The following is a 22635-nucleotide window of genomic DNA, read 5'->3' on the forward strand; positions in this document are numbered from 1 at the left end:
CTTCAAGGGCCGGGACATAATAATATCCGGCCCTTTCTTTTTCTACAGGGAGGAAAAAATGGCTACGATCGGTTTCTTTGGTGTCGGACATATGGGGGGTCCGATGGCCCTTAATCTGCAGAAGGCCGGACATACGGTGAAGGCTTTCGACCTTTCGGCAGATCTGGTGCAGTTGATTGTGGACGCAGGCGGGCTGGCCGCCAAAGACGCGGCGGATACGGCGAAAGATGTTGATGTCGTTGTATCCATGTTGCCTGCAGGCCCGCATGTCAGTGCGGTCTATAATAAGGAAGTTCTGCCGAATGCGGCTCCCGGAACATTGTTGATCGATTGTTCCACGATTGACGTGGATACCTCTCGTGCTGTTCACAAGGCGGCGGCAGAGAAGGGATTCGACATGGTCGACGCGCCGGTATCGGGGGGCGTTGGCGGTGCAGAGGCGGGAACGCTGACATTCATGGTCGGCGGTTCCGACAAGGCGTTTGAAGCCGCGCGCACTTATCTCGACATCATGGGCAAGAACATCGTTCACTGTGGTGGCGCCGGTAATGGCCAGGCGGCCAAAATCTGCAACAATATGATGTTGGGTATCCAGATGCTTTCTGTGGCGGAAGCCTTTGTTCTGGCGGAGAAGCTGGGCTTGGATCACCAAAAGTTGTTTGATGTGTCTTCCACGGCGTCAGGTCAGTGCTGGTCGCTGACAACCTATTGCCCGGTGCCTGGGCCAGTGCCGACGTCACCTGCGAATCGGGACTATCAGCCAGGCTTTGCCGCTGCCATGATGTTGAAGGATTTACGCCTTGCGCAGGATGCTTCGGGAAGTGCAGGGGCTGTCACCGAAATGGGACAACATGCCGCGGATCTCTACACGCGTTTTGCGGAGAGCGGTAATGAAGGCGTGGATTTTTCCGGTATCATTAATATGATTCGTAATAGTTAACTCGCATCAAATATAATAAAACTATAGACTTGCCGGTGAAAAGTCGGCAAGTCTATATGTGTATTGTTTGTTAGCCACAGTTAATAATGATAATTCAGCCATGAGTGAACCGAACGATCAGACAGAGAACAATCAGGTGAAGGATGACTACTTGAATGCCATTCGCCTGATTGAGCGGCTGCACCGGCAATTCTTGGAGGTGGTCAAGGGGGAAATCGACCGCCTCGGCGTTCGAGACATCAATAACATACAGGCATTGATCCTGTATAATATTGGCGATGATGAACTGACCGTTGGTGAGTTGACCCATAGAGGCTACTACCTCGGTTCAAACGTGTCCTACAATGTCCGGAAAATGGTCGAAAACGGCTACCTGATTCAGGAGCGTTCAACGCATGACCGTCGGTCGATCCGGGTCCGCCTCTCCGATAAGGGCAAGGATGTACGGGACAAGGTAAACGAAATTCTGGAATTTCAGGCCAGCAAACTGGGGGAGACCGGAATCAAATCCGAGCAACTTCAGTATACCGGCGCGGTGTTGAACCGTTTGGAGCGTTTCCTGCTGCATACATTCGGTTACGGGCCCGCTCGTTAATTAACGAGGCCGAAGCAAAAAAAAAGCCCCCGACAAATTTTGTCGGGGGCTTTTTTGCGACCTTTTTTTGAAGGCTATTCTTTCTTTTCGTGCAGGCGGTCGATTTGCTGTTGCAGGGCTTTGACCAGGCCTGCGTGACCTTCCTTGCTCAGAACGGCCTGGAACTGGCTCTTTTCCGTCTGAACCATGCTCGATTTTTCGATTTTGACATCCAGAATGGCCAGCTTTGGGCCTTCTTCGGTGATGCGCCAGTCGACCGTGGCAGAGGTCTGACCGTCTTTCAGGATAGCTGTTCTGACGAGCGCATCGCTGCGTCCTGCGGGCTGGCTGCCCATAACCTTAAAGGTTTCGCCGCTATAGCCGCCAATCAGGTAGGTGTATTTCGACAGAATATACTCATTGAAGAGCGACTGGTATTCCTTGCGCTCATCCTCGGTCGCACTGCGCCAGCCGCGACCATAGATGATCCGGCTGATCCGCTCCAGGGCAAGGTTGTCTTTGAGCATATTGCGAATGGCAAGTTGTCGTTCGCCATTTTTGTCATCGCTTGCCTGCAGCAGGCCAACGGCCTCATTGCCAAGCGTACGAACATATTCTTCGGCCTGTTTGAGATTCGTTTCTGCCGATGATGCGGCGAAAGGCGCCATGACCATCATACAGAATGCGGCAAATACTATTTGGGCGGTTTTGCGCACTGCAGCCTCCGTCAGATACTAATGCAGTGAATATTTCCACTGGACAGGCTTCTGTCAATCCAATTCCATAGGGACAGCCTTGGTTGAACCCGCTTCGAAAGTACAAAAAAAGAGGAGGCGTGATGCCTCCTCTTGTCGAAATACCTGATATCGTGGCGTCAGGCGGAAAATGCCTGAATGCCAGTCTGGGCACGGCCCAGGATCAGTGCATGGACGTCATGCGTGCCCTCGTAAGTGTTTACAGCTTCGAGGTTCATGACGTGACGGATCACGTGGAATTCGTCGGAAATGCCGTTGCCGCCATGCATATCGCGGGCGGTGCGGGCAACATCCAGGGCCTTGCCACAGGAGTTGCGCTTGATGAGGGAAATTGTCTCAACCGGGCATCGACCCTGATCTTTCAGGCGGGAGGCGGCGAGGCAACCCTGCAGGCCAAGGGCGATTTCAGTCTGCATATTGGCCAGTTTCAACTGAATGATCTGGTTGGCGGCAAGCGGCCGGCCAAACTGTTTGCGGTCCAATGTGTATTGGCGGGCGGCGTGCCAGCAGAATTCTGCAGCTCCCAACGCGCCCCAGGCAATACCGAAACGGGCGTTGTTCAGGCAGCCGAACGGACCTTTCAGGCCCTGAACATTCGGCAGCAGGTTTTCTTCCGGCACTTCCACGTTATCCATGACGATTTCGCCGGTGATGGAAGCGCGCAGGGAGAACTTCCCTTCAATCTTCGGTGCGCTGAGGCCTTTCATGCCTTTTTCAAGGATGAAGCCGCGGATAACACCGTCTTCGGTTTTCGCCCAGACAACGAACACATCTGCGATCGGTGAATTGGTGATCCACATCTTTGCGCCGGTAAGGACGTAACCGCCGTCGACCTTCTTGGCGCGGGTCTTCATGCTGCCCGGGTCAGAACCATGGTCCGGCTCGGTCAGACCAAAGCAGCCGACCCATTCACCGGTCGCAAGCTTGGGCAGATATTTCTGACGCTGTTCTTCGCTGCCATAGGCATAGATAGGATGCATGACCAGGCTGCTCTGTACGGACATGGCAGAGCGATAACCGCTGTCGACGCGTTCCACTTCACGTGCGACCAGGCCGTAGGCGGTGTAGTTCACGCCCGCACAACCATATTCTTCCGGGACAGTCATACCGAGAAGGCCCAGTTCGCCGAATTCGCGCATGATTTCGCGGTCGAAATTTTCATGGCGGTTGGCTTCCAGAACACGGGGCATCAGCTTATCCTGGCAGTAACCGCGTGCCGTGTCGCGGATCATCCGCTCTTCCTCGGTGAGTTGCTCTTCCAGTAGGAATGGGTCTTCCCAGTCGAAATGGGCGCGTGCTTCCACGGTCATGCCTCTTGTCTCCATAGCTATTATATTCGTTATAGGTTTCTTGTATCTTATTCTTATGTCGGGGCTATGCTGCATGAGCGAAGAACGACTTGCAAACCCCAACTATTTTAAGCGTAAAGGGGTTTATAGGCGTTTTTGCTATATGATTGAAGCCCCTGGAAAGAAAAAATTTTTTGCAGTTGCGAAAAACCTTGTGATCACAAATGTTTCGCGTTGGAGGGCAACTGACACCAATGCCGTATTTATATGGGTAAAGCCATGTCCGAAGACTATTCCGATATTCTGCCAAAGGGCGCCATCTTCGAAATGTTACCGCAGGGGGCCTATGTGAAGGTGAGCGCCGTTGACCCTGTGACGAGGCTTGAAGTGTCGATCGTGGGGGACCGTAGTGCGCGAATCGATGCTTTGAAAATTATCGTATTACGCAAATTGGCACGTACAGTGGAGAAGAGCCGCCAGTCTCCTGGCAAGGTGATGAAACGCCGAGATGATCCACCAAGTGGCTGGGATTTATAGGAAATTATATGCCTATCCGAGATGGTGAAGTTTTGTTCTTCATCGTTCAGGTTTTTGTCAGGTTTGTGAAATATCTTTTAAGGTTTTGCGTCTGATTTATGTTGCGCGGGTTGCAAAATTTATTAAATTGCCCGCCATGACAGATAGACACCTTGGTCGGGCATGGCGTCCGTATATATTCATTTCATGTTGGCTTATTGCCGGATTGCTTGTGGCAAGTTTTCTGGAAGGGCCTGTTGTAGGGTACTGGCGAGCCTTTGATGAGAAGGTTTTCTTCGCGCTGAACGGCAGTTTGGATAGCGAGGGGCCATGGACCATTTTATGGGCATGGATGAATACACGGACCCTTGATGTGACCTGGGCTGTTGTGATGGCGCTTCCGGCCCTGTGGGTCATTTTCTGTATGAAGGGCGTTCCGATTGAAACGCGTGTGGCAAAAATTCTTGCTATCGCGCTGGCGGTTGTTCTGGCTATTTCCCTCGCCAAGTCGGTTGGTGAGCATGTCGAGCGCGATAGCCCGTCTCGTGTTTTGTCCCCATTCCATAATTTGAATGATTTTGTTCCGTCACTTAAGGTCAAAACGGAATCCGGTGAATCCTTTCCGGGGGATCACGGTGTTGCTGCCTTTGTTTATGCGTTCGGGTTTATCTTTTTGCTGCGCCACTCCGGACTGACGGTTATCGCGTTGTTTGTAACGGTCGCCAACACATTACCCAGATTGTTCGGCGGCGGGCACTGGGTAACCGACGTGATCGTCGGGGGAGGGGGCTTTGCGCTGTTGGTTATTCCACTGATGCTTGCCACGCCTGTTGTCAGTTGGCTTGAGCCGATTTCACGCATTCTGCTCGATCGATTTATGAAACCGATTTTGCGTCCGGTCGGTCTGGAAAACAGGTTGGTCTGATCGGAGGCCATCGTCCGGATCAAGAAAATGGGGTCGCTGTGCGGCCCCATTTAGTTTGTGGTCGTGCATTTCTGCACGATCCTCCCAAATCGAATTGACGTGCTAGGCTTGGGCGCGATTGCGTCCCAAACCGATTTTCTTGGCGAAGGCAGAACGCTGGGCCGCATAATTGGGGGCGACCATCGGGTAGTCGGCCGGCAGGCCCCACTTGTTGCGATATTCTTCCGGCGTCATATCGTAATTGGTGCGGAGATGGCGTTTGAGCATTTTCAGCTTTTTACCGTCTTCAAGGCAGACGAGATAATCAGGCGTAACAGATTTCTTTACGGAAATTGCCGCCTTCCGCGATGGCGCGGAGCGGGACGCGCTGCTGCCGTTCAAGCGGTTGAAGGATGTGAACACCATTTCGATGAGCCCGGGAATGGCGTCACTGCTGGTCTTGTTGTTTCCAACATAGGCACCGACAATATCGGCAGTACAGCGGACAAGGTCTGCGCGCAAAGCGGCATCCTGCAACTGATCACTCATTCTGAGTTCCCCTTCTCTCCGCGGCGCATTGGCTGGGTGACCTTCTGCTCTCGCCCTGCGCCTAAGAATCCGTTTGCGAATCCCCAATAAATTCAACCCGATTCGCAAAACAGCAAAAATTTTTAACATCGGTAGGAAAGCACTCATACATTATAAATGCAATAATAAATCGAAAACTATGCATGAGGCGTAGTAAAATAACGCCTGGCGGCAAGGTATTGTTCGTCTCAGAACTTGGGGCTGGCGGCTTATTCAAATAATGTCGAAATGATAGGGGCCATTTTCTGTCACTCTTGTTGTGCACACTAATTGTGGTGGCTTGACCATTGCCGACGCCAAAATTTTGTGTGGCACTGGTATTTTAAAAGTGGCTGTGCTATGGGAATGCCGCTGCTTGCCATTACAATTCGAGGCTAGATTGATTATGGCCGAACTTACTGTGGCTTTGGCGTCGGACCATGCCGGCGTAGAGCTTAAGGAAATATTCAGGGAAGAACTCACCTCAAAGGGGTTCAAGGTTCTGGATCTCGGAACAAATTCAAAGGATTCTGTCGACTATCCGGACTTCGCCGACAAAATGGCGTCGACCCTGGAAAATGCCCAGGCGGACCGGGGAATTCTCATCTGCGGAACAGGTATCGGGATATCCATCGCTGCCAACCGTCACAAGTCGGTTCGCGCCGCTCTGTGCCATAACAGCACCGATGCGAAATTCTCCCGACTGCATAATGACGCAAACGTGCTCGCATTGGGCGCGCGTACGATGGGACCGGAAGTCGCTCTGGATTGTCTTAAGGTGTTCTTGGAGACCGAGTTCGAAGGCGGGCGGCATGCGGCCCGCGTGGCGAAGATGTCCTGAGAAGAGGCTTCATTAATATCTCCGGTCGGAAAGACCGGGTAATTCTGTGTAGAAAGGTGGGACGACCATGACCGAGTGGAGCGATCTCTTTGGCTTTAATGGGTTCTTTTCCGACGATTTGAAAGACGCGGATCCTGATATTTACAAGGCGCTTGATGGCGAACTGGAACGCCAGCAGGACGGTATTGAGTTGATCGCGTCTGAGAACATTGTCAGCCGCGCGGTAATGCAGACGATGGGCTCTGTTTTTACAAATAAATATGCCGAAGGTTATCCGGGACGCCGTTATTACGGCGGCTGCGAAGTTGTTGACGTTGCCGAAGATCTGGCAATCGAACGCGCAAAGAAAATCTTCAACGCCGGCTTTGCCAACGTGCAGCCGCATTCCGGTGCGCAGGCAAACCAGGGCGTGTTTTTCGCTCTGCTGCAGCCGGGTGACACCTTCCTGGGCCTGAACCTGGCTTGCGGCGGCCATCTGACCCACGGTGCGGCGCCGAACCAGTCCGGTAAATGGTTCAAGGCGGTTCAGTATGATGTCCGCAAGGAAGATGCGCGCATTGACTTCGAGCAGGTCGAAAAGCTGGCGCAGGAACACAAACCGAAGCTGATCATCGCAGGTGGCTCCGCTTACCCGCGTGTTCTGGATTTCAAACGCTTCCGTGAAGTCGCGGACAGTGTTGGTGCCTATCTGATGGTCGATATGGCGCATTTCGCCGGTCTGGTTGCTGGTGGTCAGCATCCGAACCCGGTCGATTTTGCCGATGTCGTGACCACGACCACCCACAAAACCCTGCGCGGCCCGCGTGGCGGCATGATCCTGACCAACGACGCAGCGATCGCGAAGAAGATCAACTCCTCGATCTTCCCGGGTCTCCAGGGCGGTCCGCTGATGCATGTCATCGCGTCCAAGGCTGTTGCCTTTGGTGAGGCGCTGCGTCCGGAATTCAAGGTTTATGCGGAACAGGTCGTTAAAAACGCCCAGGTTCTGGCGGAAACCCTGATTGCTGGTGGTGTTGACATCGTTTCCGGTGGTACCGATACGCATCTGATGCTGGTTGACCTGCGCCCGAAAGGCCTGACAGGCAATATCGTCGAGAAGAGCCTGGAGCGGGCCGGTCTGACCTGCAACAAGAACGGTATTCCGTTTGACCCGGAAAAACCGATGGTCACCAGTGGTATCCGTCTGGGCACGCCGGCGGGCACCACGCGTGGCTTCAAGGAAGCAGAATTCAAGCAGGTTGGTGAGCTGATCATCGAAGTGTTGGATGGCCTGGTTGCGAACCCGGATGACAACAGCGCCGCGGAAAAAGCGGTTCACGTGAAGGTCCAGGAACTATGTAAGGCCTTCCCGATCTATGACCGTTTGTTCTAAGCTGTTATCAGACTGGAATAAATAAAAGCGAAAAGGGGGTTCCTGATGAAGTGTCCGTTCTGCGGAAATGACGACACACAGGTCAAAGATTCTCGTCCGACCGAGGACAATGCCGCAATCAGACGGCGGCGCCTGTGTGGCAACTGCGGAGCCCGCTTTACCACTTTTGAACGCGTGCAGCTGCGTGAACTGACGGTGGTAAAGAAGAACAACACTCGGGAACCCTTTGATCGCGACAAACTGATGCGGTCCATGCAGATCGCGCTCCGGAAACGCAATATGGACCCGGAGCGTCTGGAACGGATCGTCAATTCCATCGTTCGACGTCTTGAGAGCAGCGGTGAAAGCGAAATCCAGGGTAAAACCATTGGTGAAATGATCATGGAAGCCCTGCAGCAGCTCGATCAGGTTGCTTATCTTCGTTATGCCTCTGTTTATCGTAACTTCCGAGAGGTCAAAGACTTCGAAGACTTTATTGATCAGCAGGTACGTCCCGAAGGGGATGATTAAGGCCGCAGTGAAGACGATCGATACCGATATTCGCCACATGAAGGCCGCGCTGGGATTATCCCGGCGCGGCCTTGGCAATGTATGGCCCAATCCTTCGGTTGGCTGTGTGATTGTGAAAGATGGCCAGATCGTGGGGCGCGGCTGGACACAGCCAGGTGGCCGCCCTCATGCGGAAACCGAAGCATTGCGGCGCGCTGGCGAGGCGGTCCGGGGCGCAACTGCCTATGTGACGCTGGAGCCCTGCAGTCATCATGGCAAGGCCCCGCCCTGTGCGGATGCTTTGATCGCGGCTGGTGTTGCGCGGGTGGTGACGGCGCTTACAGATCCCGATGAACGCGTTTCGGGCAGGGGGCTCTCTAAATTGCGGGACGCCGGCATCGACGTGGTTGAAGGTGTTTGTGCCGATGAGGCCACTTCGATCAATGCGGGCTTTCTTATGAAAGTGGTTCAGGGACGTCCTCTGGTTACTCTGAAGACGGCGACTACCCTGGATGGCCGGATCGCGACATCGACTGGTGAAAGCCAATGGATTACGGGGGCGGAGGCGCGGCGCTTCGGGCATATGATCCGCTCAACCCACGATGCCATTCTGGTGGGGATTGGTACGGCCCTGGCTGACGACCCCATGTTGACCTGCCGACTGTCGGGAGATTCGCATCAGCAGCCTGTTCGTATTGTTTTGGATTCTTCTCTGAAGCTTCCCCACGACAGCAAGCTGGTGGAAAGCGCCAAGGAAGTTCCGTTGTGGATTTTCTGTCTGCCGGGCGTCAATCCCGGGAAGCAGGCGATTCTGGAGGACATGGGCGCCAGGGTCATGCCTGTGCAGGCCGATGGCAATGGTCAGGTCGATGTTATGGTCGTGCTCCGTAAACTGGGCGATGAGGGGATCACCCGTCTGATGGTTGAAGGGGGCGGGCAAACAGCCGCGTCCCTGTTCCGGGCTGACCGGATTGACCGCCTTGCATGGTTCCGGGCCGGTGGCGTGATGGGGGCCGATGGTATTGCCGGGATTGGCTCCTATGGCGTTGCCGATTTGTCGGCTATGAAGCGGTTCCGGCCTTGTGGTGTACGAGGCATGGCTGCAGACAGGCTGGAACTTTATGAGCGGCAGGACCTGTCGGACCTACTTCACGACTAACAACGTTGCATTATTCCGCGGCCCGCGCCGATGGAGCGGGGGGCGGACTGCCGAGCAATATCTGGCTATGTAAACTGAATTGCTCAGCCAGAAAGGTCATTGCGTTGCGAATCAGGGGAGATTTACGCAAGTCGCGATGGACCAGCAGGTGCAGGACGCTACGCGCCTCGTCGATAGGCTCCGAAATGCGGATCAGGCTTGTATCCCTGTCACCCAGATAGCAGGGCAGGAGACCCATTCCAATGCCGCTTCGCAGGGACTCTTGTAGCAGATGAAGGTTTGATACCCGTAAAATTGCGTTGCTCTTGAGCGTCCGCGCCAGCCATTTCTCACCGGGTTCGGTGAGGTGGTCTGCATCGAAATGAACCCATTCCGCCATGCCGTAGCGTTGTTCTGTCAGGCAGGCAGGGTGCGCCTCAACAAACTCTGAATGGGCGTATATCGCAAATTCCATGACAGCCAGCTTGCGCGCAATCAGATCGCCAAATTCGGGAATGCAAAACCGGATGAGGAGGTCGGCTTCCCGTTGACTGAGATTAGCGTCGCGCTGTGAGGCGAGGAATTCCAACTCCACATTGGGAAAATTTGAGAAAAAGGCGGGGGCGATCTGGGTGATGAAAGGCGCGCACTGATGGTTGCTGGAAAGGCGGAGACATCCGTTCAACTCTGCCAGTCCTGCCTGCCGTATGTTGAATTCCGCCGCCGCATCCGACATTTTACGGGCCACGGCAAAAAGGTCGTTTCCGGCCTCTGTCAGGCGGAAACCGTCATTGAAACGGTCGAAAAGCCGTAACTCCGTGGCGTCTTCCAGGGCATTGATATGCCGACCGACCGTCGGCTGTGTGCTGCCCAGCTTTCGGGCCGCGCCCGAGAGACTGCCCGTGTCAGCGACGGCGAGGAAGAAACGTATGTTGTCCCAACTGTATTTCATGAATATGGCCCGAAAGTCATAAGATTTACGCTATTCATATGTATATACCAAGTATGCACTTTTTGAAAATTACTAAAAGTTTTCAAATGGGTTGATACTGCAAGCCAATCATACATCGAGTGAGCTTGGCTATGATGAAAAGCCCGCTATTGATTGCATGGGCCTGTGTGCTTTCCGCATCCTTATGCTTTGCCGTTTTGTTCGCGATGCCCCGTTTTGCGAATGCGGATTTAAGTTGGGCTCAAATTGCATTTGTTCGCTACCTTGGCGGTTTTGTCTGCGTAACTTTCTATGGGCTGATTTCCGGCAGGTGGCGGCGACAGGTGACCCGGAATTATTGGCATATCCATGTGCCCAGGGCTTTGTTCGGGATCGGGACGGTTGGTTGCATCGTCTATGCCACACGGTCACTGGCTTATTCCGATGCGATTGCGGTCGGTTTCTCGAAGGGTGGTTTTGTCCTGCTTTTTTCCGCTCTGCTGCTGAGGGAGGCGGTAGGAGCGGTGAGATGTGTTGGCCTATGCCTCAGTTTTGCGGGGGCGCTCGTAATCTTATCCAACGAGCAGGGCGGTCTTTCAATGGACATTTTTTCCGGAGCTGGTGGGATCGCGTTGCTTGGCGCCATATTTATGGCGGGTGAAGTCGTATTGTTGAAAATGGCGACATTGAAAGACAATGCGCTTGGTATGCTTGCCTGGGTAAACGGCACAGGGATGATCGTTGCGTTGTGCCTGTCGCTGCCGGACGGGATGCCGGATATGAATTGGTCGCTTCTACCGGTGATCCTGATGGGGCCGATTGCCGTCTTTGGACAGATGTTGAACTACTTCGGGCATCGGCAGGCAGATGCGTCTTTCCTGGCGCCTCTGGGCTATACAACAATTGTCTATTCCATTGTCATTGGCTGGGTGGCGTTTTCAGAAAGCCTGTCCTTTGTGGGGGCGGTCGGCGCATTTCTTGTCATCGCAGGCGGGGCGATTTCGGCGCGTACCCCGTTAAACACTCTGGTATCACCGGTGCGGATCGGACGAGTATGAGGCTGGTTGAGCGCAGTATCTTAATGGTAGAAATAATGCTAATTATTCAATTAGATTATTTTTCCTTGCTCCGTTAGTATCCTTCAATCCCACATCCACCTACGCGCATTTGGTGGGTGCGGCCGTAACGGGCCGTCTTTGTGGGGGGATTCCCCAAATCTCGGATTAATGCCGGGACAGAAGCGCCTCAAGTGTTGAGGCGCTTCTGTTGTGTATGGCAGGATTATTTACTCAGGCCCGTGTCGCCGGGGTATAAGTGTTTCCCTGGATGGGGCCGATATGTTCAGGGCTGGGCAGGCTTTATCTTCTTGTTCTTCGGTGGAAACCCTATGTTGCCGCAAATCGAAGAAAAATGTCCATTTTTTGTTAGAATTGTCCGGTCGAAACTCGTAAAAACCGGGCAGGAATGAATGACGATTGGGGCAGGCAAAATGTTTACCGGAATTGTGTCGGACATCGGTCAGATCAGCGGTGTCGAAAAACGGGGCGACACACGCTTTGTTATCGAGACTTCGTATGACCCGGATACCATTGATCTTGGGGCGTCCATCGCTTGTTCCGGCGTCTGTCTGACAGTTGTCGAAAAGGGAACGGACGATGCCGGACAAAACTGGTTTGCGGTTGATGCCTCTGAAGAAACATTAAGCCTGTCTTCTTGCCGCAACTGGGATATCGGCACCAAGGTCAATCTGGAACGGGCATTGCGGTTGGGCGATGAACTGGGCGGCCACTTTGTTCTGGGCCATGTTGACGGATTGGCCAAAATCGCATCGCGTGAAGCAGAAGGCGATAGCCATCGCTTCACCTTTGAGGTGCCCAAAGACCTGATGAAGTTTATTGCGCCCAAGGGATCGGTGGTCCTGAACGGTGTGTCGTTGACAATCAACGAAATCTACACCCCTGAAACCGGTCAGAATTTTGTTGGATTTGGGGTTAATATCATCCCTCACACCGCAGAACATACCACCTTTGGCGACGCAAAACCGGGTGATCCGGTAAATATCGAAGTCGACTCAATGGCGCGCTATGTTGCGCGTCTCATGGAACATAAGGACTGAGTGCCGTGGCTGACAAAGTAAGTTTGAAGACCGTATCCAAACAGGATGTAGAGCGCGCGGCAGAAGACCTGGCATTCCTGTCGCCGATTGAAGATATTATTGAAGACGCGCGAAATGGACGCATGTTCATTCTGGTCGATGACGAAGATCGTGAGAATGAAGGCGATCTTGTCATCCCCGCCCAGATGGCAACGCCGGATGCCATCAATTTCATGGCAAAACATGGCCGCGGTCTTATCTGTCTCGCGATGACGCAGGAGCGTTGTGACCGTCTGGGGCTGCATCTTATGCCGCAGACCAATTCGAGCCGTTTTGGAACGGCCTTCACCGTTTCCATCGAAGCCCGCGAAGGGGTGACGACGGGCATTTCCGCGCCGGATCGGGCCCGAACCATTGCGGTTGCCTGCGACCCGAATGCAACGGATAGTGATATCACGACGCCAGGGCATGTCTTCCCGCTTGTAGCGCGTGACGGTGGCGTTTTGGTCCGCACCGGCCACACCGAGGCGGCGGTTGATATTTCCCGCCTCGCCGGGATGAGCCCGGCCGGTGTCATTTGTGAAATCATGAATGACGACGGTGAAATGGCCCGTTTGCCGGACCTGATCAAATTCGCCCAGTACCATGGATTGAAAGTGGGGGCGATTGCGGATCTGATTGCTTACCGCCGACGCTATGACCACATGGTAAAGCGTGTGGAGGAAATGCCCTTCACATCGAAGCATGGGGGCGAATTCAAGCTTTGCGTTTATGTGAACGAGTTGAGTTATGCGGAACATGTTGTCCTGGTTAAAGGTGACATTACCCATGGCGGTCCGGTTCTGGTCCGTATGCATGCCATGCATGTCCTGGAGGATGTGCTGGGTGACGTGTCTACGGGCAAGGCCGGGGATCTGCAGCGGTCGTTGGAGATCATCGGTGAGGAAGGCCGTGGTGTTGTCGTGTTGATCCGCGAGCCACATGCCAAATCCCTGTCGGATCAGGTGAAGCAGCGCCTGGACAAACCGACCTCGCGTGAAGAGGATGGTCACCATGAACTCCGCGACTATGGCGTTGGCGCCCAGATTCTTCTGGACCTCGGCATCAGTGAAATGGAGTTGCTGTCCAACACGGATAAGACCATCATTGGTCTGGATGGCTATGGCCTCACAGTCGTTGGGCGTCGTCCGATCGACTAAGGGGCTTGATTGATGAGCCGCAATCGTTGATAACCCAGCCTCTTTCCGGCAGGGCTGAAAATGCCGGGACAGATATTATTTGAAATGGAAAGACGGAAGATGGCTGATAAGAAACCGCATATAATGATCGTAGAAGCGCGTTTTTACGACGACATTGCCAATGAATTGGCAAATGGTGCGATTGAGGCTCTCGAAGCGGCTGGCGCGACATATGAGCGGTTCGAGGTTGCCGGGGCCTTTGAAATTCCCTCTGCCATTTCCTATGCTCTGATCCACGAAGAGATGGAAGACAAACAGCGTTTCGACGGATACATCGCGCTTGGTTGTGTTATTCGCGGTGAAACGTCGCACTATGACTATGTTTGTGGCGAAAGTGCCCGCGGCCTGATGCAGCTTTCCATGGATTATGGTTTGGCTGTGGCGAATGGCATTCTCACTGTTGAGAACAGCGATCAGGCCTGGGCCCGCGCGGCGCGCGACCAGAAGAACAAAGGTGGCGAGGTGGCAAAAGCCTGCCTCGGTATGATTGACTTGAAGCGGCAATTTGGGTTGTAAGCGGGATGAGTGTACCGAAAGGAAAAGGTAAGCGTCGGCGCGCGGCCAGATTGGCGGCGGTCCAGGGACTTTATGAAATGGACCTCGTCGGGCATAGCCTGATTGAAGTCTTGGGCGCATTTTCTACCCGTGGCGCCACGGCGGACCTGGATGGTCAGGAAGTGGCCGCGGATAGCAGTCTGTTCCAGGATCTGGTGAAGGGTGTTACCGAGAGAAAAGACGATCTGGACCGGGTCCTGAACGAAGCGATGTCCGGCCGGACGGTAGACCGTCTGGAAGTGCTGATGCGCTCCATCCTGCGCGCAGGCGCCTATGAGATCATCAGCCGTTCCGACATTGACCCGCCTCTGACCATCAGTGAATACCTGACGGTAACCTCCTCATTTTATGGCGGCGGCGAACCGGCCTTTGTGAATGGCGTATTGGACCGGTTGGTCAAGACCGTCGATGCGGATGACTTCGGCATTGAGGATGTCCCCAATCTGGTTGGTGACGAAGACACTGCGCCGGATGACGCCGACGAAAGTTCCGATGACTAAGAAAGCCGGCAAAGGAGAGTTTGGCCGCATCCGGGACTACTTCGCACCGCTGACTGAAGGGCGTGCAGGTAGTTTCAACTTGAAGGATGACGCCGCCTGGCTCGACTTTCCGACATCGGAACATCTAGTGATCACCACGGACATGCTTGTTCGTGGTGTTCATTTTCTGGGGGATGAGACACCGGCGGCGATCGCGGCAAAAGCCTTGCGGGTAAACCTCTCCGATCTGGCAGGAAAGGGGGCTTGTCCGCTCGCCTATTCTTTGGGGTTGGCACTGCCGTCTGATGTTGAGGACGCATGGGTCGAACAGTTTGCCGCGGGCCTGGCGGAAGACCAGAAACGATATGGGCTGTATCTTTTAGGCGGCGACAGCGTTTCGACGCCGGGCCCGATTACCATATCAATCACGACATACGGCACCATTCCCAAGGATTGCTATCCCAGCCGCACAGCGGGACGGGTCGGTGACCATCTATATGTTAGCGGTACAATAGGGGATGGTGCCTTGGGCTTGCTGGCCGCCAGGGGGGTGTTCGGCCAGTCCGGGATTTCTGATCGATTGGTGGAGCGCTATCGCTATCCACAGCCTCGGATTCAGTTAGGGCAGCTACTGCGGGGTAAGGTCTCGGCCTCAATGGATATTTCCGATGGGCTGGTGGGGGATTTGAGTGCCCTTGCGAAAGCATCCGGCTGCTGTGCCGGAATAAACAGCTTTGATGTCCCATTGTCCGAGTCGGCTGCTGCTCTTATCGCAGAGGAGCCGAGCCTGCTGGAAACGGCTCTTACTGGCGGCGACGACTATGAGTTGCTGTTTGCTGTTCCTCCACGCTCCGTGGAGGCGGTGAAACAGGCGGCAAGTCTGGCGAATACACCGATCCAACAAATCGGGATGCTACGCGCGGGGGATCCTTCCGGTGATGTCTTTGTTTCCGACCGTGAAGGAAAGCGGCTGGAATTTATCCAGGAAAAATATACACATACTTGACGGCGCGATTGCCTTCATGGCCACATAGGTGCCGGAATCATGAAAAAACTTATCCTTTTACTTATTGTATTACTCTTGTTGCTGGGGGCCATCGGTGGTGGCGCCTACTACTATTTCTTCAAACGACCAACGGACGAGACGGCGACCGAAGAAGTTGTCAGTGAACCGCTGCCGGAATTTGAAGAAATTGATTCACTGTCAATTCCGGTCATCCGCAATGGCAGTGTGAAGAAATTTGTGCTGTTGAAAGTTGCTGTTGAGTTGACGGATGGTGATTATAGAACAAGAGTGCAGTCCTATATGCCACGTCTCAAAGATGCCTACCTGCGCGAATTGCATGGTTATTTTGCAACGGTACCTGTCGATGACCCGGTAAACGTTCGTGCAGTTGCGACCCGATTGATGAAGGCAAGCGCCCGTGTATTGGGGAAAGGTGTCGTGAAAGATATCCTTGTGCAAGGGGTCTATGAGCGTAAAAGCAGCTAAGACGTTATACAATCATTCGCTAAAAGGACAGTCTGTGTATGACACACACGATAGTGGATAGAGGGCCGATGAAGCGCAATGTGGCGCTGCTTTCTGCGTGTCTCGCTCTTTCGACGACCGGCGTGACGGTGACCGCGGTTGTGTCTGCACTTGCTGGCAAGATGCTTGCGCCGGACGGGATGTGGACATTGCCACTGGCGCTGCAGTTCATTGGGATGACCGTGATGGCCATTCCCGCCAATACGATCATGAACTGGATTGGCCGACGTGCCGGGTTCACCCTGGGACAGCTTATCGGGATTGGTGGCGCCTTTCTGTCCTACTATGCAATCATCGAGCTTGATTATGAGTTGCTCTGTGTCGGTGGGCTGTTGCTGGGCTTCCATAATGCTTTTTGGAATGGCTTTCGCTTTGCTGCGACGGAAACGGCCACGGAAAGCTTCAAGAACAAGGCTATTTCCTATGTCCTTGCCGGTGGTGTTATTTCGGCAATCATCGGGCCTGAGATAGCAAAATTCAGCAAGGATTTGATGGCGCCTGCCACTTATGCCGGTTCCTATCTGGTGATTGTCCTGCTGTGTTGCATCACAATTGCGATTTTGCAGTTCATCCGTATTCCCCGGCCCAAGCGTCATGAGCTCAAGGATACCGGCAGGCCGCTTGGGCAAATCATCAAGCAGCCGACATTTATCGCGGCGGCATTGGCGGCGGCAATCGGTTACGGCAGCATGTCGCTGATCATGACGGCAACCATGCCGGCCATGGAAATCTGCGGTTTCGGCTTTGACGAATCGGCCTTTGTCATCCAATGGCACGCCATTGCCATGTTTGCCCCAAACTTTTTCACGGGAAGCCTCATTCAGCGCTTTGGGGTCTTGAATGTTATCACGACAGGGATCGTCCTGATGTTTGCCTGTATTGCGGTTAACCTCAGTGGCATCGAATACCTTCAGTTCCTGAGTGGGCTGGTCGCCCTCGGTCTGGCGTGGAACTTTATGTTCGTAGGCGGCACCACCTTGCTGACGGAATGCTATCGCAGTGAAGAGCGGTTCAAGGTCCAGGGTCTGAATGACTTTATCGTCTATGGGATGATGTCGTTATCCAGCCTGAGTTCGGGGATATTGTTGCAGAAGTTTGGATGGGTAGCGGTGAACACGGCTGTTATCCTGCCGATATTGGTTGTGACGGGGGTTATGATCTGGGTGCGGGTGCTCCGGAACCGTCAGGCCCGGAGCTTGTCCGCGGCAGAATAAAGAAAAGGCGCAGCCGCGTCTGGCGGTTGCGCCCCATCACAAAGCGGCAGAATAACAGGTGTTATTTTGAACCCTGCCCAGGGCTAAAGCGCCCGACGTTGCCCAGTAGCTGCTCTATAAAGCCCAGGCTATGTCCCGACGTCGGCGTAACGCGCTCCTGCAGGGCAATCTTGCGAAGGTCGTCTTTCGTGTAGTGCTGCATCTGCTGAAGAATACCGCGATCATCGAAATAAAGCACCAGCACCTGATGATCGACGATTTCAGGCTCGAAAAAGGCCCATTGTTCCTTCCGCTGGCTCATATAATACCAGGTCTGCGAATCAAAGGTGCCGACCGTTGAAGGGGAGCCGAGCAGGCGCTGTACTTCAGCTTTATTGGAAGAGCCGACGTGAACCTGTTCCATTTGGGACGGTAAGGGGAGGTTGCCACGAATAGCAACCTTCGGGGAGCAGCCCGCAACGGCGAGGGCAAGGCCCGTTGCCGCAACAAATGCTTTCAATGCCTGTTTGGGACCACAGGTGTATGTCTTGTCGGTGAGGGGGCTCATCTTACCCATTTACCATGCCTTACTGGACTAATTCGATATTCATCAACAGGCTGTATTAACGCCTTTTCAAATGGTGACAGTGTTGATAAGTCCTGCGCTGTCGACCAAGTTGTGGCAAAATTACACTGGTGGCCCGTTCTGTCAATGGAACCCTGTGCGGGGAGAGCGGCAAGCGGACCTCGGCCGCGTCAGAATTGTCGATTGTTCCGGCTACTAATCCAGATAGGTGACGCATGGTATTTAAATGGGCAAAGCGGGTCTTTACCGCATCTTCAGACGAGGTGACTGCCGAACGCCTGTATTTGGCACTTGTCGAACAATCCCGACAGCATGCCTTCTATGCGGAATATGGTGTATCCGATTCGGTTGATGGCCGGTTCGATATGATTGCCGTACACCTTTTCCTTATTCTCGACAGACTGCATGATGAGGCCAAGGCCGCCGGTGCTTCCCAGGCGCTGGTCAACCGGGTAGTTGCGGATATGGACAACAGCCTGCGTGAAATGGGTGTTGGCGATATGAGTGTGGGCAAGAAAGTCCAGACCATGGCCAAGGCCCTGTATGGTCGACTGGAGGCTTATAGTCAGGGGTTTGATGAAGAGGATAACGAGAGCCTGGTAAAGGCGCTGGAACGCAATGTCTATCGCTCTGAAAAGCCTGTCGGGGCGAATGCGGTGCGGTTGGCGGCATATATGCGCAGACAGGCCGCTGTTCTTGCGGAACAATCCGTTGAAGAATTCCTGGCGGGCCATGTTCAATTTGCTGATGAAGGAGAAGCCGAATGACCCATAGTGAAGAGGCAGAACACCTGGTCGGCGAATATCATGTTGAGGTTGTCGTGGAGGAATTGCCCCGGACAGGGCGTCATTTCATCCTTGAACCCGATTCGGAGATACGCGACGCCCTGGCGGAGCGATTTGGTTTGCTGTCCTTGTCCGCTTTGCGTGGGGAGATGCATGTAAAGGCCCTGGCGGGGGCGCCAATCTATCGCGTTACAGGCCGTATCGAGGCTGCCTGTGAGCAACCTTGTGTCGTGACCTTGAGGCCTGTTGAACAAAGCATCAATGAGGAGTTTGAGCTGGAGTTTGCGCCGGGGGTTGATCTGCCGGACGAACTTGATCTGACTCTGGAGGATGATGATCCATGCGAACCGATCATCAACGGCAAGATCGACCTCGGTGAGTTGTTGGCTCAACAGCTCGCCTTGGCGCTGGATCCCTATCCTCGTGCCTCCGATGCAGATCTGGAGAAAATTTGCGATGAAGCCGCGAAAAGTGGCCGTGAGTTTGAGGTTAATGCCGGAAAAGCGAGCCCGTTCGGAGCCCTTTCCAAGCTGAAAACAGAGAAAAAGTGAGGATTTCCGTAATAGTGTCTTGCGGTATCCCTGCTTTTTCGTTATTTACCCTCCCGTTTCGCGGGTTTGCTTTCGGGCGGCCCGGGGAAATCGGATTTCACTCTAGTACGAGTAGTTAAGATGGCTGTTCCTAAGAGAAAGGTGAGCCAGTCGCGCCGCGATATGCGCCGGGCTCACGATGCGTTGAAAAACAATGCTTACCAGGAATGTGCAAACTGTGGCGAGCTGAAACGCCCGCACCACGTTTGCGGTTCCTGTGGTCACTACGGCGACCGCGAGGTTGTTGAGGCCTCTGCGTAATCCTTGTGATCACGACAGTTGAAGGCATCGGTGAATAAGTCACTGGTCATTTCACTTGACGGCATGGGGGGCGATAACGCCCCCGATATTGTCGTTAAGGGGGCGGCGCTGGCCCGGGAGAGACTTCCCCAGGCCAGCTTTCTGCTTTATGGCGACCAAAAACGTTTAAAACCGCTTGTCGATGCACAGCCGCATCTAAAAGGTTGTGTTGATATTCGCCATACCGACCAGGTTGTGGCGAATACGGACAAGCCTTCGGTGGCGCTTCGCAAAGGCAAGCAGTCCAGCATGCGGCTGGCTATTGACGCCGTCAGGAACGGTGAGGCCTCAGGTGTGGTCTCTGCCGGGAATACAGGCGCGTTGATGGCTATGGCCATGTTTGGTTTGCGTACGCTTGCGGGCGTGGACCGTCCTGCGATCACGTCGATCATACCAACATTGCGTGGGGCAAGCTGCATGCTTGACCTGGGCGCTAATGTTGAATGCGACGCGGATAACCTTGTTCAGTTTGCCGTTATGGGAGAAGTTTTCGCCCGGACGGTAATGGGACTGAACCAGCCTACCATCGGCCTGCTCAATGTCGGGGTAGAGGAGCTGAAGGGCAAGGACGAGGTCAAGCTTGCGGCGGCGATGCTTCGCGATACCAATCTGCCGATTGAATTCAAAGGCTTTGTGGAAGGCGATGATATTGCCAAGGGAACGGTGAATGTCATCGTGACCGACGGCTATACAGGTAATATCGCACTGAAAACCGCGGAAGGGACGTCCAAGCTCGTCAGCGGCTATCTGCGCGAGGCCTTTTCCAGCAGCCTGATTTCGAAAATCGGTTATCTGTTTGCCAAGCGCTCTATCGACAAGATGCGCCTGCGTGTTGATCCGCGTCAGTACAATGGTGCGGTGTTCTTGGGGCTAAACGGCATCTGCGTCAAAAGCCATGGCGGGACAGACGAGGTTGGTTTTGCCAATGCGATCGGAGTCGCGGCTGATATGGCCAGCAATGATTTCATTTCGAAAATGCGGGATGACTTCGAAAGCCTGAAGTCCGAAACGCCTTTTGAACAAGAACACGAAAAAACGGTGAGTAACTGATGCGTCGATCCATTGTCAAAGGCGTCGGAGCCTATCTTCCAGAGAAGGTTCTAACCAACGACGATTTATCCCAGTTGGTCGAGACGTCAGATGAATGGATTAAGCAGCGCACAGGCATCGAGCGTCGTCACATTGCCGCTGATGGGGAACTGACTTGCGATCTGTCGGCCAAGGCAGCTTTGGCGGCAATGGATAATGCGGGCGTTACCGCCGATGATATTGATCTTGTTATTCTGGCCACCACCACACCGGACAATACCTTTCCCGCCACGGCAGCGCGTGTGCAGGCGAAACTGGGCGTAAGCAAAGGTCCCGCCTTCGATGTCCAGGCCGTTTGCAGCGGGTTCATCTTCGCATTGACTCAGGCTGACAATATGATCCGCCTGGGACAGGCAAAGCGTGCACTGGTAATTGGTGCGGAAATCTACAGTCGCATTCTGGATTGGCAGGACCGTTCGACCTGTGTGTTGTTTGGTGACGGTGCCGGGGCAATTGTTCTTGAAGCGGCTGAAGGTGAGGGAAGCAACACCGATCGCGGTGTTCTGGCGACATCCCTTGGAACCGACGGGCGTTGCTATGATCATCTGTATGTGGATGGTGGGGTTGCGAGTACCCAGACGGCTGGCGTCGTGAAAATGGCTGGTAAAGAGGTTTTCCGGCAGGCTGTCTCGCGGATGTGCGAATCAGTCGAGCAGGTTCTGGCGGATTGTGATCTGTCGAAGGAAGACCTGAACTGGCTCATTCCCCATCAGGCCAACATCAGGATTATCAATAAGGTTGGCGATAAGCTGGGGCTGGATGGCAGCAAGGTGATTGTAACCGTCCAGGATCACGCCAATACTTCCGCGGCAACTATTCCTCTCGCCCTGACGCATGGGGTGAAAAAGGGCCTGTTTAAGCCGGGTGATGTTATTGCTTTGACCGCCATGGGCGGCGGGTTCACCTGGGGTGCTGCCCTCCTGCGCTGGTAAATGATGACAAATTGTTGATCGTGAACGAAAAGGTTGCTGCTCGGCATTGACCTCAGGTTCACTTGACGGTACCGTTCTAAGTCTATCAAAACACTGAGGAACTTCCGGGAGGTTCGATATGGCGGGCAAAACCGTTACTCGTGCCGAGTTGTCTGAAGCGGTATATCAGGAAGTTGGTTTGTCCAGAAACGAATCTGCCGACCTGGTGGAATCCGTACTTTCCGAGATGTCAGATGCTTTGGTGCGCGGCGAGACTGTAAAGGTGTCTTCATTTGGCAGCTTTTCGGTGCGATCTAAGGGCCAGCGCATTGGCCGTAACCCCAAAACCGGGGAAGAGGTTCCTATTCTTCCGCGCAAGGTGCTGGTCTTTCGTCCCAGCCATGTGCTGAAAGATAGGATTAACGATTAGTAGAGTTGATTTTAGAGTGTCCTATGGGTGCTGACGCAACCGCCGGAAAACGCGGCGGCAAATCCGCGAACGCGTTTCGAACGATATCAGAAGTTTCCAAGGATTTGGATGTGCCCCAGCATGTCCTGCGCTTTTGGGAGGGGAAATTCTCTCAATTGCGCCCGATGAAGCGTGCCGGGGGGCGGCGGTATTACCGGCCCGAAGATATCCTTCTGCTGACCCGCATCCGCGATTTTCTCTATTCCGAAGGCTATACGATTCGCGGCGTCCAGAAGCTGTTGCGCGAGAAAGGGATCAAGAAGATCCTTGCAGAGCTGGAACAGGGCGCTGTTTCTGTGGAAGAAGACTTCGACGATGACCAGACCGATCTGATCGCGGCCATTACGGACGCTGGTGGTCACGCGGGTGGTGAGCGTGCTATGACGCCGACGGACCGAATGGAACTGGTCTCTATTTTTGAGGAATTGAAGGCCATCCGCGACCTTTTGCAAAGCGGCCTGAAAGCCTAGCCTGTGGCATGAAAAATTCTTTAAATTG

The 22635-nt window shown here is 54.0% G+C and carries 28 protein-coding genes; 23 read left to right on the forward strand and 5 right to left on the reverse strand.

Annotated features, from left to right (window positions below; translation table 11 throughout):
• Positions 1 to 22: 22 nt before the first annotated feature.
• Positions 23 to 940: a 3-hydroxyisobutyrate dehydrogenase gene (mmsB, locus tag IF205_RS12325; RefSeq protein WP_259783277.1), complete on the forward strand. Its 918-nt coding sequence runs from the start codon at positions 23 to 25 to the stop codon at positions 938 to 940.
• 100 nt (positions 941 to 1040) lie between these two features.
• Positions 1041 to 1535: a MarR family winged helix-turn-helix transcriptional regulator gene (locus IF205_RS12330; protein ID WP_259779667.1), complete on the forward strand. Its 495-nt coding sequence runs from the start codon at positions 1041 to 1043 to the stop codon at positions 1533 to 1535.
• 74 nt (positions 1536 to 1609) lie between these two features.
• On the opposite strand, the gene IF205_RS12335 is transcribed toward IF205_RS12330, so the two are convergent.
• Both IF205_RS12335 and IF205_RS12340 read right to left on the reverse strand, forming a co-directional pair.
• Positions 1610 to 2230 carry an MlaC/ttg2D family ABC transporter substrate-binding protein gene (locus IF205_RS12335; RefSeq protein WP_259779668.1) on the reverse strand — a complete coding sequence of 207 codons (621 nt, stop codon included), beginning with the start codon at positions 2228 to 2230 and terminating at the stop codon, positions 1610 to 1612.
• A gap of 158 nt (positions 2231 to 2388) precedes the next feature.
• Positions 2389 to 3579 (reverse strand): acyl-CoA dehydrogenase, encoded by a 1191-nt coding sequence (locus IF205_RS12340; RefSeq protein WP_259779669.1) that lies wholly within the window; start codon positions 3577 to 3579, stop codon positions 2389 to 2391.
• 258 nt (positions 3580 to 3837) lie between these two features.
• Here IF205_RS12340 and IF205_RS12345 point away from each other — a divergent pair, with 258 nt between their 5' ends.
• On the forward strand, positions 3838 to 4095 hold the full coding sequence (locus IF205_RS12345; RefSeq protein ID WP_259779670.1) for a DUF6898 family protein: 258 nt from the start codon (positions 3838 to 3840) through the stop codon (positions 4093 to 4095).
• A 211-nt stretch (positions 4096 to 4306) separates the two neighbouring features.
• Positions 4307 to 4999, forward strand: a complete 693-nt coding sequence (locus tag IF205_RS12350; RefSeq protein ID WP_259779671.1) for a phosphatase PAP2 family protein — start codon at positions 4307 to 4309, stop codon at positions 4997 to 4999.
• Between the two features lie 102 nt (positions 5000 to 5101).
• Here the strand turns inward: IF205_RS12350 and IF205_RS12355 are convergent, their stop codons facing one another.
• Entirely contained in the window at positions 5102 to 5527 is a 426-nt protein-coding gene (locus tag IF205_RS12355) for a Ros/MucR family transcriptional regulator (protein WP_259779672.1), read from the reverse strand.
• A gap of 424 nt (positions 5528 to 5951) precedes the next feature.
• Here IF205_RS12355 and rpiB point away from each other — a divergent pair, with 424 nt between their 5' ends.
• The 4 genes from rpiB to ribD all read left to right on the forward strand — a co-directional run bounded on the left by rpiB (position 5952) and on the right by ribD (position 9406).
• Positions 5952 to 6386, forward strand: coding sequence for a ribose 5-phosphate isomerase B (gene rpiB / locus IF205_RS12360; protein ID WP_259779673.1), 435 nt, complete (start codon positions 5952 to 5954; stop codon positions 6384 to 6386).
• A gap of 67 nt (positions 6387 to 6453) precedes the next feature.
• On the forward strand, positions 6454 to 7758 hold the full coding sequence (gene glyA, locus IF205_RS12365) for a serine hydroxymethyltransferase (protein WP_259779674.1): 1305 nt from the start codon (positions 6454 to 6456) through the stop codon (positions 7756 to 7758).
• A gap of 45 nt (positions 7759 to 7803) precedes the next feature.
• Entirely contained in the window at positions 7804 to 8268 is a 465-nt protein-coding gene (nrdR, locus tag IF205_RS12370; RefSeq protein WP_259779675.1) for a transcriptional regulator NrdR, read from the forward strand.
• Between the two features lie 7 nt (positions 8269 to 8275).
• Entirely contained in the window at positions 8276 to 9406 is a 1131-nt protein-coding gene (ribD, locus tag IF205_RS12375) for a bifunctional diaminohydroxyphosphoribosylaminopyrimidine deaminase/5-amino-6-(5-phosphoribosylamino)uracil reductase RibD (protein ID WP_259779676.1), read from the forward strand.
• Positions 9407 to 9416: 10 nt separating this feature from the next.
• Here the strand turns inward: ribD and IF205_RS12380 are convergent, their stop codons facing one another.
• A complete protein-coding gene (locus IF205_RS12380) occupies positions 9417 to 10337 on the reverse strand; it encodes a LysR family transcriptional regulator (protein WP_259779677.1) in 921 nt (306 codons plus the stop codon).
• Between the two features lie 134 nt (positions 10338 to 10471).
• Between IF205_RS12380 and IF205_RS12385 the strand changes: the two genes are divergently transcribed.
• From IF205_RS12385 to IF205_RS12420, 8 genes are all read left to right on the forward strand, one after another.
• Positions 10472 to 11374, forward strand: coding sequence for a DMT family transporter (locus IF205_RS12385; protein ID WP_259783278.1), 903 nt, complete (start codon positions 10472 to 10474; stop codon positions 11372 to 11374).
• A gap of 431 nt (positions 11375 to 11805) precedes the next feature.
• Entirely contained in the window at positions 11806 to 12432 is a 627-nt protein-coding gene (locus tag IF205_RS12390) for a riboflavin synthase (protein ID WP_259783279.1), read from the forward strand.
• A 68-nt stretch (positions 12433 to 12500) separates the two neighbouring features.
• The gene (gene ribB / locus IF205_RS12395; RefSeq protein ID WP_259783280.1) at positions 12501 to 13610 is read left to right on the forward strand and encodes a 3,4-dihydroxy-2-butanone-4-phosphate synthase; all 1110 of its coding nucleotides are present in this window, start codon (positions 12501 to 12503) and stop codon (positions 13608 to 13610) included.
• Positions 13611 to 13709: 99 nt separating this feature from the next.
• A complete protein-coding gene (locus IF205_RS12400) occupies positions 13710 to 14165 on the forward strand; it encodes a 6,7-dimethyl-8-ribityllumazine synthase (protein WP_259779678.1) in 456 nt (151 codons plus the stop codon).
• A gap of 5 nt (positions 14166 to 14170) precedes the next feature.
• Positions 14171 to 14704, forward strand: coding sequence for a transcription antitermination factor NusB (gene nusB, locus IF205_RS12405; protein WP_259779679.1), 534 nt, complete (start codon positions 14171 to 14173; stop codon positions 14702 to 14704).
• Positions 14697 to 15689, forward strand: a complete 993-nt coding sequence (thiL, locus tag IF205_RS12410; protein ID WP_259779680.1) for a thiamine-phosphate kinase — start codon at positions 14697 to 14699, stop codon at positions 15687 to 15689. The genes nusB and thiL overlap by 8 nt, the downstream gene beginning before the upstream one ends.
• Before the next feature lie 39 nt (positions 15690 to 15728).
• Positions 15729 to 16175: a flagellar basal body-associated FliL family protein gene (locus tag IF205_RS12415; protein WP_259779681.1), complete on the forward strand. Its 447-nt coding sequence runs from the start codon at positions 15729 to 15731 to the stop codon at positions 16173 to 16175.
• Between the two features lie 38 nt (positions 16176 to 16213).
• Positions 16214 to 17428, forward strand: coding sequence for an MFS transporter (locus IF205_RS12420; protein ID WP_259779682.1), 1215 nt, complete (start codon positions 16214 to 16216; stop codon positions 17426 to 17428).
• 61 nt (positions 17429 to 17489) lie between these two features.
• On the opposite strand, the gene IF205_RS12425 is transcribed toward IF205_RS12420, so the two are convergent.
• On the reverse strand, positions 17490 to 17984 hold the full coding sequence (locus IF205_RS12425; RefSeq protein WP_259779683.1) for an outer membrane protein assembly factor BamE: 495 nt from the start codon (positions 17982 to 17984) through the stop codon (positions 17490 to 17492).
• 224 nt (positions 17985 to 18208) lie between these two features.
• On the opposite strand from IF205_RS12425, the gene IF205_RS12430 reads away from it, so the two are divergent.
• From IF205_RS12430 to IF205_RS12460, 7 genes are all read left to right on the forward strand, one after another.
• Complete coding sequence (locus IF205_RS12430) at positions 18209 to 18760, forward strand: ubiquinol-cytochrome C chaperone family protein (RefSeq protein WP_259779684.1); 552 nt, start codon at positions 18209 to 18211, stop codon at positions 18758 to 18760.
• The gene (locus IF205_RS12435) at positions 18757 to 19329 is read left to right on the forward strand and encodes a DUF177 domain-containing protein (RefSeq protein WP_259779685.1); all 573 of its coding nucleotides are present in this window, start codon (positions 18757 to 18759) and stop codon (positions 19327 to 19329) included. Before IF205_RS12430 ends, IF205_RS12435 begins: the two co-directional genes overlap by 4 nt.
• A 120-nt stretch (positions 19330 to 19449) precedes the next feature.
• Positions 19450 to 19629, forward strand: a complete 180-nt coding sequence (rpmF, locus tag IF205_RS12440) for a 50S ribosomal protein L32 (protein ID WP_259779686.1) — start codon at positions 19450 to 19452, stop codon at positions 19627 to 19629.
• A gap of 30 nt (positions 19630 to 19659) precedes the next feature.
• Positions 19660 to 20718 carry a phosphate acyltransferase PlsX gene (gene plsX / locus IF205_RS12445; protein WP_259779687.1) on the forward strand — a complete coding sequence of 353 codons (1059 nt, stop codon included), beginning with the start codon at positions 19660 to 19662 and terminating at the stop codon, positions 20716 to 20718.
• A complete protein-coding gene (locus IF205_RS12450; RefSeq protein ID WP_259783281.1) occupies positions 20715 to 21689 on the forward strand; it encodes a beta-ketoacyl-ACP synthase III in 975 nt (324 codons plus the stop codon). The genes plsX and IF205_RS12450 overlap by 4 nt, the downstream gene beginning before the upstream one ends.
• A 118-nt stretch (positions 21690 to 21807) precedes the next feature.
• Entirely contained in the window at positions 21808 to 22098 is a 291-nt protein-coding gene (gene ihfA, locus IF205_RS12455; protein WP_259779688.1) for an integration host factor subunit alpha, read from the forward strand.
• Between the two features lie 23 nt (positions 22099 to 22121).
• Positions 22122 to 22607, forward strand: coding sequence for a MerR family transcriptional regulator (locus IF205_RS12460; protein ID WP_259779689.1), 486 nt, complete (start codon positions 22122 to 22124; stop codon positions 22605 to 22607).
• The last annotated feature ends 28 nt before the right edge of the window (positions 22608 to 22635 follow it).

It is taken from the genome of Aestuariispira ectoiniformans (genome assembly GCF_025136295.1).
Lineage (GTDB): Bacteria > Pseudomonadota > Alphaproteobacteria > UBA8366 > Aestuariispiraceae > Aestuariispira_A > Aestuariispira_A ectoiniformans.

Bases quoted from the DNA above. Each gene is read 5' to 3' on its own strand.
- IF205_RS12430 (WP_259779684.1), top strand. From the start codon at position 18,209: ATGGTATTTAAATGGGCAAAGCGGGTCTTTACCGCATCTTCAGACGAG.
- IF205_RS12345 (WP_259779670.1), top strand. From the start codon at position 3,838: ATGTCCGAAGACTATTCCGATATTCTGCCAAAGGGCGCCATCTTCGAA.
- IF205_RS12385 (WP_259783278.1), top strand. From the start codon at position 10,472: ATGAAAAGCCCGCTATTGATTGCATGGGCCTGTGTGCTTTCCGCATCC.
- IF205_RS12330 (WP_259779667.1), top strand. From the start codon at position 1,041: ATGAGTGAACCGAACGATCAGACAGAGAACAATCAGGTGAAGGATGAC.
- glyA (WP_259779674.1), top strand. From the start codon at position 6,454: ATGACCGAGTGGAGCGATCTCTTTGGCTTTAATGGGTTCTTTTCCGAC.
- rpiB (WP_259779673.1), top strand. From the start codon at position 5,952: ATGGCCGAACTTACTGTGGCTTTGGCGTCGGACCATGCCGGCGTAGAG.
- nrdR (WP_259779675.1), top strand. From the start codon at position 7,804: ATGAAGTGTCCGTTCTGCGGAAATGACGACACACAGGTCAAAGATTCT.
- IF205_RS12460 (WP_259779689.1), top strand. From the start codon at position 22,122: ATGGGTGCTGACGCAACCGCCGGAAAACGCGGCGGCAAATCCGCGAAC.
- IF205_RS12355 (WP_259779672.1), bottom strand. From the start codon at position 5,527: ATGAGTGATCAGTTGCAGGATGCCGCTTTGCGCGCAGACCTTGTCCGC.
- thiL (WP_259779680.1), top strand. From the start codon at position 14,697: ATGACTAAGAAAGCCGGCAAAGGAGAGTTTGGCCGCATCCGGGACTAC.
- IF205_RS12420 (WP_259779682.1), top strand. From the start codon at position 16,214: ATGACACACACGATAGTGGATAGAGGGCCGATGAAGCGCAATGTGGCG.
- IF205_RS12425 (WP_259779683.1), bottom strand. From the start codon at position 17,984: ATGGGTAAGATGAGCCCCCTCACCGACAAGACATACACCTGTGGTCCC.
- IF205_RS12390 (WP_259783279.1), top strand. From the start codon at position 11,806: ATGTTTACCGGAATTGTGTCGGACATCGGTCAGATCAGCGGTGTCGAA.
- IF205_RS12340 (WP_259779669.1), bottom strand. From the start codon at position 3,579: ATGACCGTGGAAGCACGCGCCCATTTCGACTGGGAAGACCCATTCCTA.
- IF205_RS12435 (WP_259779685.1), top strand. From the start codon at position 18,757: ATGACCCATAGTGAAGAGGCAGAACACCTGGTCGGCGAATATCATGTT.
- ihfA (WP_259779688.1), top strand. From the start codon at position 21,808: ATGGCGGGCAAAACCGTTACTCGTGCCGAGTTGTCTGAAGCGGTATAT.
- IF205_RS12400 (WP_259779678.1), top strand. From the start codon at position 13,710: ATGGCTGATAAGAAACCGCATATAATGATCGTAGAAGCGCGTTTTTAC.
- IF205_RS12380 (WP_259779677.1), bottom strand. From the start codon at position 10,337: ATGAAATACAGTTGGGACAACATACGTTTCTTCCTCGCCGTCGCTGAC.
- rpmF (WP_259779686.1), top strand. From the start codon at position 19,450: ATGGCTGTTCCTAAGAGAAAGGTGAGCCAGTCGCGCCGCGATATGCGC.
- nusB (WP_259779679.1), top strand. From the start codon at position 14,171: ATGAGTGTACCGAAAGGAAAAGGTAAGCGTCGGCGCGCGGCCAGATTG.
- IF205_RS12415 (WP_259779681.1), top strand. From the start codon at position 15,729: ATGAAAAAACTTATCCTTTTACTTATTGTATTACTCTTGTTGCTGGGG.